This is a genomic window from Tahibacter sp., assembly GCF_032229445.1.
GTDB lineage: Bacteria > Pseudomonadota > Gammaproteobacteria > Xanthomonadales > Rhodanobacteraceae > Tahibacter.
Window position 1 is genome coordinate 25,902 of the sequence record NZ_JAVTWC010000093.1, and the last position, 13,158, is coordinate 39,059.

The window sequence follows — 13,158 nt, forward strand, 5'->3', positions numbered from 1 at the left end:
CCGACGACGTGTGTGGCATTGCCGGAATCTTCAGCGCCGATCGTTCGCGACCAGCGCAGAGCGCCGCGTGCGCCGCCATGGCGGCGGCGCTGCGCCACCGCGGTCCCGACGAGGGCGGCGATTTCGCCGCGCCTGGCGTGGCGATGGGGTTCACTCGCCTGTCGATCATCGATCTGGCGACCGGCAATCAGCCGCACAGCAACGCGACGGGCGAGATCGTCTCGATCGTCAATGGCGAGATCTACAACCACCGCGAGCTGCGCGCCGGACTGGAGGCGCGCGGCCATCGCTTCCGCACGCGCTGCGATGTCGAAGTGGTGGTGCATCTGTACGAGGAGTACGGGCTCGATTTCGCCAACCGGCTTAACGGCCAGTTCGCCTTCGCGCTCTATGACGCGCGCGCGCACCGGCTGGTCCTCGGCCGCGACCAGACGGGGATCGCGCCGCTGTTCCACACACGCGTGGGCGACACGCTGCTGTTCGGCTCCGAAATCAAGGCGCTGCTCACACATCCGGGAGTCGAGCGCCGCCTCAACCTGCGCGCGCTCGACCAGATCCTGACCTTTCCCGGCATGCGCAGCCCGACCACGATGTTCGACGGTGTGGATGCGCTGCCGCCGGGACATCTGCTGATCGCCGATACGACGGGCACGCGGCTGCGCCAATACTGGGACCTGGTCTACCCCACCACCCAGGCGCCCGTGCCCACCGATGCACACGACCATGTCGAGCGACTCGACGTGTTGCTGCGCGCGGCGGTCGAGCGCCGGCTCGCGGCGGACGTTCCGGTCGGGCTCTATCTCAGCGGCGGGCTGGATTCGAGCCTGATCGGCGCGCTGGCGCGCAAGGCTGCGCCCGATCAGGTGTTTCACAGTTTCTCGATCACCTTTCCCGATGCCGCGATCGACGAGCGCGCCTCGCAGCGGGCCATGGCAACGGCGCTCGGCACGATCCATCACGAGATCGAATTCTCGGCCGACGAGATCGCGCGCCGGCTGCGCGACGCCGTAGTCGCCGCCGAGGCGCCACTCAAGGAATCGTATGACACCTGCTCGCTCGCGCTATCGCAGCGGGTGCGCGACAGCGGGCACAAGGTGGTACTGACCGGCGAAGGCGCCGACGAATTGTTCGGCGGTTATGTCGGCTATCGACTCGACGCCGCCGGCGAGCCGCGCGGCGTGGCCGACGGGCTGGAAGCGATGCTCGAAGACGAGTTGCGCGGCGAGCTGTGGGGCGATCCGGGCTTCTTTTACGAACGCGACTATGCGCTGTTCCGCGAGATCAAGGCCGGCCTGTACAGCGCCGACGTCGCCGCGCGTCTCGCCGACTTCGACGCGACGCGCGAGCCCGCGGTCGATCATGCGCGGATGATCGGGCGCCACCGGCTCCACCAGCGCTCCTACGCCGATTTCAAGCTGCGCATGGCCGATCACCTGCTCGCCGATCATGGCGACCGCGTCACCTATGCGCATTCGGTCGAGGCGCGCTATCCGTTCCTCGATGCCGAGCTGATCGAGTTCATGACGCACGTTCCGCCCGGACTGCTGGTGCGGGACGGCACCGAGAAATGGCTGCTGCGCCAGGTCGCGCAGCGCCACTTGCCATCTGAGCTGGCGCGGCGCGAGAAGTTCGGATTCGTGGCGCCCGGCGCTGCCTATCTGCTCCAGCAGCGCATCCCCTGGGTCGAGGAACTGCTTTCGCCCGCCACGATCCGGCGGCAGAACATTTTCGACGCGGATACGGTGCAGCGGCTGCGCGCGCGCCAGCTCGCGGGCGGCGAGCGCCCCAACGCGACCTTCGACACCGATGTGCTGATGCTCGTCCTGACCTGCGGGCTATTTCTGGACGCCTTTGGTCTCGGCTGATCGGGGCTCGACCGACCCGGGATCGAGCACGAAGGGCATATCCTTGCCGCCGCCCAGCACCACCACCTTGGCATTGGGCGATAGCGCGAGCTTCTCCAGCGCATCGACGCTGCGCCATCTGACCAGCGCGGTGCCGGTGCGGGCTTCGAACTCGCGCGCACCCTCGGCCTCGATCGACCAGGTCTGGCGCCTCAGGGTCGCGGAGAGCACTTTCTGCTCGTCAGCCAGCTTCTCCTGGATCTGTGCCTGCACGCGCTCCGGCAACATGACGCGCGTGATCAGCACGCGATCGAGATCGACTCCCAGCCGCTCGACCGAGCGCCGCGCCGCCGCCTCGACGCGCTGCGCCAGGTCGGTCTCGCCGGGCACAGCCAGTTCCTCGGGCTTCAATCGGTTCACGGCCTGCTGGAGCGCGGCGATGGTGTCGGGCCACAGGGCGATCTCGCGGTACCGCGGACCCACGGACTGGTGCAGCTTCGTCAGGTCATCGGCGCGAGGGCGATAGCGAATGGTCACGTCCATCGCCACATGCAGCCCGTCGCTGGTCAGCACATCGGCCTTGCCATGCATTTCCTGGTAGCGCAGGTCATACACCGCCATCCGGTCCCACGGCCAGATCACCCAATAGCCCTCACCAAAGCGCCTGTCCAGTATCGTGCCGCCGCCGAGGCGCGACCAGAGCACGCCCGATTCGCCCGATCCGACCGGAATGAAGATGTGGTTCCACAGCAGCAGCATGAGCAGTGCAGCGAGCAATCCGCCCACCCAGAGGCGGAAGCGGCGTCTGGACATACCCAGATAGGCGGCGGCCCCCGTATCGACGCGGGTTTCGCCAGTGGACGCGCGCGGCGGCAGTACTTCGTCGGACACGTTGTTCTCCGGGATCTGGAACGCGCCGGGCGACCTCGGCAAGGGCTGTTTCATGACGTGGCATTTCGTTGCCGCTGCGTCGACACGAGGCGACCCAGCTCCATTTTCACCACCATGTCGGCGATGCCGAAATAGCGGTCGTCATGCGTGGCGACGAGCACCGTCTTGCCCTTCGCCTTCAGCATCGGCAACAACTCCTCGTAGAAATGCGCGCGGAACTCGGGGTCCTGCTCGGCGGCCCATTCATCGAAGATCAGGATCGATCGGTTCTCGAGCAGGGCGACGACCATGGCCACGCGCTTGCGCTGGCCGGTCGACAGGTCACGCGTCGAGAAGCCTGTATCGGAATAGCTGAGCTTGTCGGTCAGCCCCATCGCTTCGAGTTCGGTGGCGATCGCCGCATCGTCTGCCTCGATGCCGTAGAGCTTGGGGAACAGGTGGAAATCGCTAAAGATCGCGCCGAACATCTCGCGCTGCCGTTGCTCTGCGTTTTCGGGCACAGGCTTTCCATCGAACAGCAGTTGGCCGGCGCTGGGCTTGTAGAGACCCGCGATCACCTTGAGCAGCGTGGTCTTGCCGCTGCCGTTGCCGCCGACAAACATCACGATCTCGCCTTGGGTCAGCTTCAGGTTGATCGGGCCGATGCCGAACATTTCGCCCGTAACGCCGGGATAGTGGAACTCGAGGTCGCGGCACTCGATCGCCTGGGTCATCGGCAGCGGTCTGGGCGCCGGCCCCGGCGTCGGTCGCGACGCCGCGGCGCGCCCGATCTCGTCTTCGAGCGCCAGCAGCGATGCCGCCGCGTGATCGGCGCGGCCGATCGAGGGGATCGCCGTGATCAGTGTCGACAGCGGCCCGAAGATGAACAGCACCGCGGAGAGCAGCTTCGGCGCCTGCGGCGCAAAATTGTCGATCAGCGCAGGAAGCACGAACACGATCACGGCGAGCAGGGCGTAGAAGAAGGTCTGCGAGAAGATCGCATTCGCGTTGTACAGACTGGTGGTGCGCACCTTCACTTCGCACAGCTCGTGGCCGACGTCGTCGAGCTCACTGAGCACCGCCTGGCGCCGTGCCGTGCTCAGTTTCACTTCCTGCAGCCCCTTGACCATGTCGTTCATCTTGCCGAGGAAACCGGCTTCGAGCCCCGAACTGCGCGTCGCGAGCTGGTCGAGTTCTTTGGCGCCGGCGAGATAGAGCAAGGCGCCGGCGGCGATCACCGCGACCACGATCAGGAAGGCCGGCCACGACACGGTGAGCACATAGACGCCGGTCATCGCCACCATCAGCGCGGAGTGCACGGCCGCAACCAACAGCCCCTGCGATTCGGAAATGACGACGGTGTCCTGCGCGATCGATTGGAGGATGCGTCCCTCGCGCAACTGGCGCAGCGTAAGCAGGTCGGCATGCGCGATGCCCCGCATGATGCGCTGGCGAATCTGCGCGAGCATGCTCTCGATCGCGTGCGTCGCCACGCCGAAGGTGAAACGCAGCCCGACCACGTAGAGCGCCATCGCCACGATGAACATGCTGAGCAGGCGCAGATCGCCCACACCCTCGGCGGCCGAGGCGGAGGCCTGGTTGATGATGACCAGGATGCCGGTGTTCGCTGCGGCCGAAATCAGCAGCGCGACGAGCAGATCGCGTCGGATGTCGCCGGTCTCGCGCGCGAGCAGCGATAAAAGGATGCGCGGCACCGGCTATTCCGCCACGGTCTGCACCCGCGATTGCCCGATGAGGCTATCGATCTCGTCGAGGATGTCGGCCACGCTCGGCGCGGAGACCGTAGCCTCCGGCGGCAGCGCGCTGTCGAGCAGGTGCCGGCCGATCCGGTCGAGCGTCGGGTAGTCGAACAGCAACGATGCCGGAAGCGTGCGCCCCAGTGCGCGATTGAGGCGATTGCGCATCTCGACCGACATGAGGCTGTCAAAGCCCTGCTCGGCGAGCGGCTTGTCCGGGGCGATCGTCTCGCCATGGCCATAGCCGAGCGTCTGGCGCGCCAGTTCCTGCAGATAGGACCGCATCAGTCCCTCGCGTTGCGCAGGGAGCGAGGCCCCTAGCTCGGCCAGGATGTCGCGCGAGACGGCCACCTCGGCGAGCGCGGCCGCGCCGGCCTCCGGCATGCCGACGACGGAGGCGAAAAGTCCGCTGCCGCCACCGATCCCCTGCGCCCTGCCATAGGCCGCCCAGTCGATGTCCGCCACCACCGCCTGCGCTGGCGACTCGCCGATCAGGCGCATCATCGTGCGCAGCCCCTGCGTGGGAGCGAGCTGGCGAATGCCCATCGCGGCGAAACGGTCGTTCTCCAGCGCCGCCGCCATGCCGGCTTCGGCCCAAGGTCCCCAGTTGAGGCTGGTCCCCGCCAGCCCGCGCCGGCGGCGCCAGATGGCAAGGCCATCGAGAAAGGCGTTGCCCGCGGCATAGGCGCCCTGGCCGAGGTTGCCGATGATCGCCGCGACCGACGAAAAGAGCAGGAAGAAATCGAGGTCGAGCTTCGCGGTCGCGCGGTGCAGGTTCCACGCGCCCGCAACCTTGGGCGCCAGGATGCGCGCCAGTCGGCCGGCATCGAGATCGGCGATCATCCCGTCCTCGAGCAGGCCAGCGGCGTGGACCACGCCAGCGAGCGGCGGATCGGACGCGGCGGCGACCATCCGTGCCGCGTCGACGGCCAATGCAACGTCTCCCTCGACGATCGTCACGCGCGCCCCGGCCGCTTCGAACTCGGCGATCGCCGCGCGCGCCGACTCGCCCGGGCTGCGACGGCCGCTGAGCACCAGGTGCCGCGCGCCCTCCTCGACCATTCGCCGCGCCACGCGCAACCCGAGCGCTCCGAGCCCGCCGGTGATCAGATAATGCGCATCGCCACGCACGCCCCGCGCCGCGAAGCGCATCCGACGCGACTCGTCCTCGCGGCTGAGAACGATCTTTCCGATATGGCGCGCCTGCGCCATGAAGCGGAACGCCTGCTCGGCATCGGCCATTGGGAAGACCGTGACTGGCAAGGGTACGAGCCGGCCGGCCGCGACTTCCTCGAGCAGCCTCTCGAACATTGCCACGAGTGTCGCCGGATCTTCCTGCGCAACCGCCGCGAGATCGAACGGGCGATAGACCCAGCTCGAATCGTGCGCGCGCACACGCGCCTCGTCCCAGATACCGATCTTGCCCATTTCGAGGAAGCGACCGCCCGCGGCGAGCACGCCGAAGCTCTCGGCAATGAAGTCGCCGCTGAGCGAATTGAGCACCATGTCGACGCCCCGACCGCCGGTGATCGCGCGGATGCGGTCGGCGAAGTCGAGCGTGCGCGAACTCATCACATGCGCAACGCCCATGTCGCGCACGAACTGCTGCTTCTCGGGCGCGCCGGCGGTGGCGAATACTTCAGCCCCGGCGGCGAGCGCGAGCTGCACTGCCGCCATGCCGACGCCGCCTGCCGCGGCATGGATGAGCACCCGGTCGCCCGCCCTGATCCCGCCGAGATGATGGAGCGCGTAGTAGGCGGTGAGCAGCGCCGCTGGCAGAGCCACGGCCTCGGCGGCGCTCAGCGCCTCGGGCTTGCGCACCACCAGCGCGCGCCTGACCGTTACATGGCTGCCGATACAGCCCGGCGCGGCGAGCGCAATCACGCTGTCGCCGATCGCCAGCCCGGCGACGTCGGGTCCGAACGCAGTCACGCGTCCCACGGCCTCGAAGCCGAGCAACCCGGCTTCGCCCGGATATTGGCCAAGTGCGTTGAGCACGTCGCGAAAATTGAGCCCCGCGGCGAGCACTTCGATCTCGACTTCGCCGGCACGCGGGACACTGCGCGCGAGCCGTTCGAAACGCAAATCGTCGAGCGTGCGCCGCGGCCCCTTGTCGAGCCTGAAGCGTTCGCTATCGCCGAGTTCGGGCAACACCGGGGCCGGCGCGGCGGGTACCAGCCGTGCGGCGAAACACTGGCCGTTGCGGCGGATGGCAAGCTGATCCTCGCCCACGGGACTCACTACCGCGGCGATGACCGCCGCCGCGGCAGCGTCGCTCGGCTTGGTTTCGACATCGAGCAGTCCGCCCCAGATATGGGGCATCTCGGTGGCGATCGCGCGGCCGATGCCCCATAGCGCCGCGCCGTCGAGCATCGGCAGAGCGGCGCTGCCATCCTCGGGCACGACCTGCTGGACCTGCCGGCTGAGCAGCCACAGACGTGCCTGGAGCGGCATGGTCCCGCTGCCGAGGGCCTGCACGGCGGGCAGCAGCGCGGAAAGTGTCGCGCGCGTCTCGTCCTCGGGATCGGCACTGGCGCCCCAGGCAAACAGGACGTTGGCGCGCTCCACGCCACGCTGGGCGGCCCAGGCGGTCGCGACTTCGGCGAACCTGGACGGTTGCGTGTCGCCGCGCAGCAGCTCGAGGCAGGGCACGGCCGACTGAAGCAAACGCGCGGCGACGGCCCTGCCCCAGCCGTCCCGATCACAGAATACGATCCAGCCGTCCGGCGCCGCCTCGGGTGAGGCCAGCGTCACCGGCTGCCAGTCGATCGCATGGACCAGCGCGCGATCGCCGTCGCCGAGTTCCTGGTAGAGCGTCGCACGGTCGGTGCGTTTGAGCAGGAAGTCGCTGATCGCGAGTACGGCCACGCCGGCTTCGTCGTATGCGGTGAGTTGCGCCTTCACCAGCTCGCCCACGACCTTGACACGGCTGTGGCACCACAGCGGCTGATCGAGGCTGCCGTGGATCGCCACACGCGCCATGTGCAGTGGGATCAGCACGCTCTCGCCGTCGAGCATGTGCGCGGCGTCGCTCTCGCAGGCAGGCAGCACGGTCTGCAGCATCGAATCGATCAATCCGGGATGGATCGCCCTCGCATCGATGGGGTCGACCGCGGCGACCCTGCACAGCGCTTCGCCCGCGCTCTTGGCGATCTCGCGAATACACTGGAAATGCGCGCCGGTCTTGTAGCCGAGCGTCTCGATCAGCGCGTAGAAATCGGCGGGCGCCATAGCGCCGGAGCAGCGCGCGCGGATCGCCGCGAGATCGAGCGCCTCGGGTGCGGCGGCCGGCGCGCCGATACGCCCGGCGGAATGTACGGTCCAGACGTCGCCGGGCTTGTCCGCCAGCTGGCTCGCGAGGCTGTAGCTGGTGCCGTCGCCTTCGATCGAGAGCTGTACGTTGCGCGGTGCGTCGGGCTCGACCACGAGCGGTGCCGTGAACGACACATCCTCCAGGCACGCGCCGTGCCCCGCGGCGGCGAACGCCATCGAAAGATGCGCTGCGGCTGGCGAGATGATCTTGCCGAAGATCTGGTGCTCTACGAGGAATGCGGGATTGTCCGCGGTGAACAGTGCCTGGTGCAGCACCGCCCCCTTGGGCAGCAGCCGCGAATGGATGCGCTGGCCGAGATAGGGATGTCCGCCACTGGCCGCACCAGCCGTGCCGGCATGGCGCCCGGCATCGACGATGGGCGCTCTGTAGTGGCGCTTGCGCTGGAACGGATAGGTTGGAATCGCGGCGCGCCCGGCACCCATGGGCTTGACCACGGCCTTCCAGTCGGGATCGACGCCTCGGGCGTACAGTCGCGCAAGACTGTCAAGCATCGAGCGCCGCCCGTTGCCGCCGCGCTGCAGCGAGCCGAGGAATTGGATCCCTTCGCCCTCGACTGACTGTCGCGCCAGCCCGGCGAGCACCACCGCCGGGCCATATTCGAGGAAGACCGTCGCGCCTTCCGCCGCCAATGCCTGCGCGGCCGCCGCGAAGCGCACCGGCGCCTCGATCTGCTCCCCCCAGTAACGCGCGCCGAGCATGTCCGGCGTCATGCGCGTCGCGGAAACGGTCGAGAAGAATGGCAGCACCGCTTCTCCCGCCGGACATTCGGCGAGGCGTATGAACTCGGCCACGATCGGGTGCATCAGCTCGGAGTGAAAGGCATGCGAGACGTTCAAGGGCTGCACGCCGATATCGCGCGCTGCGAGCCGCTCGACCAGCTCTGCGATTGCCGTCTCGGGTCCGGAGACCACCACGTCGTTGGGCGTGTTCACGGCCGCGATCGAGACTCCGGCACCCGGTGCGAGCATCGTCGCAACGACGTTCTCGCTCGCGAAAACCGCTGCCATCGAACCGCCCGCCGGCAGGCTCTGCATCAGCCGGCCGCGCGCGCAGACCAGATCGATCGCGTCCTCGAACCCGAGAACCCCTGCGACATGCGCCGCGGCATATTCGCCAATGCTGTGTCCGCATACGAAATCCGGCACGACGCCCCAGCTTTCCCACAACCGATAGAGCGCCAGCTCGACCGCGAAAATGGCGGGCTGGGCGAAGCCGGTCTGCTGCAGTTCGGCATCGCTCGTGTCGGCGCCGTAGAGCAGGTCGAGCAGCCGCTTGCCGAGTCGGTCGCCGATCGCGCCATCACACGCGTCGATCGTCGCGCGGAACACCGGCTCGCTGTCATAGAGATCGCGGCCCATGCCTGGATATTGGGAACCTTGGCCGGTGAAAAGTCCGGCGATCCTGGGTCGTGCGCCGGTGCTGCCGGTAGCCAGATTGCGCGCCGGCTTACCGTCGAGGAACGCGGCAATTCCGGCCGTGACTTCGCGTGTGTCCGCGCCGACCACCGCCAGCCGCTGCGCGAGATGGCTGCGCCCGGCCGCTGCGGTGGCCGCCGCATCAGCCAGCGGGACATCACTCGTGGTGAGCCAGTCTCGCCAGCGCGCGGCCAGTTCGCCCAGTCCCTCTGCGGTGCGCGCCGAAAGCGGCAGCACCACCGGTCCCGCTGCGGCCACGGCCGGGACGGCTTTGGGTGCCTGTTCCAGGATCACATGCGCGTTGGTTCCGCTGAACCCGAACGAGCTCACGCCGGCGCGGCGCGGTCCTTCGCCGATCCAGGCCTTGCGCTCGGTGCGGACCTCGAACGGATAGGCGCCCCAGGGGATATGCGGACTGGGGTTGTCGAGATGAAGATGCGCTGGAATCTCGCCGCGGCGCAGGATCTCGACCGCGCGGATCAAACCCGCTATCCCCGCTGCGGCCTCGAGATGCCCGATGTTCGACTTGACCGTGCCGAGCACGATCGGGCGATCGGCCGGGCGACCGCCCTGGACGCGCCCGATCGCTTCGACTTCGATCGGATCGCCGAGCGAGGTGCCGGTGCCATGTACCTCGATGTAGCCGATGTCCTCGGGCGCGAGCCCCGCGCGAGCTAGCGCTTCGCGGATCACGCGCTCCTGCGCGAGCCCGTTGGGCGCAGTCAGCCCGTTGCTCTTGCCGTCCTGATTGACGGCCGACCCGCGAATCACCGCGAGGATGCGGTCGCCGTCGGCGCGCGCGTCGTCGAGCCGCTTGAGCACGATCACGCCGCAGCCCTCACCGCGGCCGTAACCGTCGGCCGAGGCGTCGAAGGTCTTGCACAGCCCGTCCGCCGAGATGGTGCCGAGTTTGGACGAGGCGATGTGGAATACCGGCGAGAGGATCAGGTTCACACCTGCCGCCAGCGCGACGTCGGTCTCGCCGCTGCGCAGGCTCTGGCAGGCCAGATGCACGGCGACGAGCGATGAACTGCACGCCGTGTCGATCGCCATGCTCGGCCCTTCGAAGCCGAAGGTATAGGACATCCGCCCGGCAGCCGGCGCGAGGCAGGTGCCGGTGAGCGAATAGCCGTCGATCAGCTCGAGCCGGCCCGAATGGCGGTGTGCCTGGGCGTAGTCGTCGCTCGAAATGCCGACGAACACACCTGTCGGGGTACCACTGAGTGACGCCGGGTCGATCCCGGCGTCCTCCAGTGCTTCCCAGGCGAGCTCGAGCAGCAGCCGCTGCTGCGGGTCCATCGCCAAGGCTTCTTTGACCGAGACGCCGAAGAAGGGAGCGTCGAACGCGTCGACGTCGCCATCCAGGAAATGCGCGCGCGCCGCGTGGGTGCGGCCCGAGGTGTCAGCCGATTGGCTGTAGAAGCTGGCTTGCGGCCAGCGATCGGCAGGGACGGCGCGCGCGGTGTCGCTCTCGCGGCAAAGCAGATCCCACAGCGCATCGGGGCTGTCGACGCCGCCGGGGAGCCGGCAGCCGATGCCAACGATCGCGACGGGTTCGGTACGCCGCGCCTCGAGCGCCTCGACGCGCGCCTGGGCGCGCTTGAGTGCGATGAAGGTCTTCTTGAGCGTGTCCGCGGGCTTTTCGGGCAGGTCAGTCATAAACGATCCACTTCGCGGTCAATGAGATCGGCGAGCTCTTCGGCGGACAATCCGTCGAGAAAGTCGAAGTCGCCTTCGTCCGCCGCCGGTTCGGCGACCGGCGCGGCGCGGCGCGGCGCCGGTATGGACGCGCCGCCGGAGAGAAGCCCGGCGATGCGGTCGAGCGTCGGGTAGTCGTACAGCAGTCCGGCCGGCAGGCGGCGTCCGGTGCGCGCCTCGAGGGCGCGGCGCAGCTCGAGCCCGAGCAGCGAGGTGAAGCCCTGGTCGACCAGTGGCACATCGGGTGCGAGCGGCCCGGTCGAAGACTGCCCCAGCGCGGTGCGCGCCTGCTCGGCAACGAGCGCCAACCAGGCCGAGCGCGCCACGGGCAGCGGCGCCTCGACGCGGACGCTACCCGCGCTGCCGACAGGCATCGCCGTATCGGGCCAGTAGCGCTGCGGATGAAAAGGGTGGCCGGGAAGCGCCGTCAGTCGGGCCGTGCCGTCGCGGAACAACTGGCTCCAAGCGACCGGCTCGCCCGCCTCCCAGTGGCGCGCGAGCGCGGCCAACTGTTCGTTCTGCGTCTTCGCCGGCTCGCCACGCAGCGCGCGTGCGAGCGTGGTGGAATCGTCCCCGACCACGGCACGCCGATGGCCGAACGCGTTGCGCCCGACGCCGAGCGTGAATGCCACGTCGCGCAAGTCGCGCGGCTCGGCCTCCAGCCAATCCGCCATCGTCGCGCAGATTTGCGCCAGCGCCACCGCGCTCCGCGCCGAAATCGGCAGCACTACGGCGCTCATCTCATCAGCGCCTGTCACCTCGCTGCGCAGCGGCGGCTCGGGTGCGGCCTCCAGGATGACATGCGCGTTGGTCCCGCTGAACCCGAACGAGCTCACGCCGGCGCGTCGGACGCGCCCGTTCGCCGGCCAGCGCGTCGCGACCGTCGGGACAGTGACGCCCGCGCGCGTCCAATCGAGATGCGGAGTCGGCGCCGAGAGCCGGGGATGGCCTGGAACCATTCCGTGTTCGAGCGCCAGCACAGCCTTGATCACACCCGCAAGCCCGGCCCCGGCCTCGAGATGGCCGATGTTGACCTTGACCGATCCGATCAGCAGCGGGTTCGCGCGGCCTGCACCATAGCTGTCAGCAAGCGCATTGAGTTCGATCGCATCGCCCAACGGTGTGCCAGTGCCATGCGCCTCGACATAGTCGACATCACCGGGGGCCAGACCAGCATCGGCCAGGGCCGCTGCGATCACCTTGCGCTGCGCCACGCCGCTCGGCGCCGTGAGGCTTGCGCTACGCCCGTCCTGGTTGACTGCCGAGCCGCGCAGCAGCGCGAGGACACGATTGCGGTCGCGCAGCGCCGCCGAATACGGCTTGAGCACTACTGCGCCGCACCCTTCGGCGCGGACATAGCCGTTTGCCGCGCTATCGAAGGCGCGGCACTCGCCGTCCGGCGAAAGCAGGTTGATCGAGCCCAGGCAGCCGAACAGATTGGGCGTGAGCAAGGCGTTCACCCCCGCGACCAGTGCCGCCTCGCACTCGCCGTTGAGGATGGCGCGGCGCGCCTGATGCAGGGCCACGAGCGAGGAGGAACACGCCGTGTCGATCGCCATGCTCGGCCCGGTGAAGCCGAAGCTGTAGGAAAGCCGCCCGGCCGCGGCGGCGAATGACAGGCCGGTCGCGGTGAACGGGTCCACCGGACCCGCCCCGGGGTTCCACAATTGCGCCCATTGATAGTCGGTGGTGCTGATCGCGACGAAGACGCCGATCGGCTTCCCCACTTCGGGCTCGATCGCTATTCCGGCTTCCTCCAATGCACGCCAGCCGGTTTCGAGCAGCAGCCGCTGCTGCGGATCGAGCGCCAGCGCCTCAGCCGGCGAAAGGTCGAAGAACGGTGCGTCGAACGCCTGCGGATAGGAACCATCGACAAAGCCGCCACGCGGCGGCGGCGCTGCGAACCAGCGCCCCGTCGGCGCCGGCCCGATCGCGCTGCGGCCATCGATCGCCATTCGCCAGAGCGCCGCGATATCGGGCGCGCCAGGATAATTGCAGGCCAGTGCCACGATCGCGACGGGATCATCCCCTACTTGCGCCGTAGCGGACGCCCGCCCAGCCGTTGGCCGCGTCTGTGTCATTGTTCCCCGGTGGATATCGAACCGAATCTTGCTCCGGCCGCCGGATCATCGCATGCGGAAAATAGGTCGCCAAGTATTTTTTAAAGCTTTACTAATAGTGATATTTTGCCTTTCTCTGCCGAAGAAAAACCTGGCAAAGGGTCAGACGCCAGACGCTGT

Annotated in this window: 5 protein-coding genes; 1 reads left to right on the forward strand and 4 read right to left on the reverse strand. The window is 68.3% G+C overall.

The window, feature by feature from the left end:
* Window positions 1-8 precede the first annotated feature (8 nt).
* Window positions 9-1,865 (forward strand): asparagine synthase (glutamine-hydrolyzing), encoded by a 1,857-nt coding sequence (asnB, locus tag RUU78_RS15720; protein WP_313918248.1) that lies wholly within the window; start codon window positions 9-11, stop codon window positions 1,863-1,865.
* Here the strand turns inward: asnB and RUU78_RS15725 are convergent.
* The 4 genes from RUU78_RS15725 to RUU78_RS15740 form a co-directional block, all read right to left on the reverse strand.
* Complete coding sequence (locus RUU78_RS15725; RefSeq protein WP_313918250.1) at window positions 1,836-2,603, reverse strand: prohibitin family protein; 768 nt, start codon at window positions 2,601-2,603, stop codon at window positions 1,836-1,838. The two genes, asnB and RUU78_RS15725, sit on opposite strands and share 30 nt — an antisense overlap.
* A gap of 182 nt (window positions 2,604-2,785) precedes the next feature.
* Window positions 2,786-4,429, reverse strand: a complete 1,644-nt coding sequence (locus tag RUU78_RS15730; protein WP_313918252.1) for a cyclic peptide export ABC transporter — start codon at window positions 4,427-4,429, stop codon at window positions 2,786-2,788.
* 3 nt (window positions 4,430-4,432) lie between these two features.
* A complete protein-coding gene (locus tag RUU78_RS15735) occupies window positions 4,433-10,879 on the reverse strand; it encodes a type I polyketide synthase (protein ID WP_313918254.1) in 6,447 nt (2,148 codons plus the stop codon).
* Entirely contained in the window at window positions 10,876-12,999 is a 2,124-nt protein-coding gene (locus tag RUU78_RS15740) for a beta-ketoacyl synthase N-terminal-like domain-containing protein (RefSeq protein WP_313918256.1), read from the reverse strand. Before RUU78_RS15740 ends, RUU78_RS15735 begins: the two co-directional genes overlap by 4 nt.
* Between the last annotated feature and the right edge of the window lie 159 nt (window positions 13,000-13,158).

What these genes read in the sequence shown, in the direction of transcription:
- RUU78_RS15725 (WP_313918250.1), bottom strand. Translation starts at nt 2,603, where the DNA reads ATGCTGCTGCTGTGGAACCACATCTTCATTCCGGTCGGATCGGGCGAA.
- RUU78_RS15735 (WP_313918254.1), bottom strand. Translation starts at nt 10,879, where the DNA reads ATGACTGACCTGCCCGAAAAGCCCGCGGACACGCTCAAGAAGACCTTC.
- RUU78_RS15740 (WP_313918256.1), bottom strand. Translation starts at nt 12,999, where the DNA reads ATGACACAGACGCGGCCAACGGCTGGGCGGGCGTCCGCTACGGCGCAA.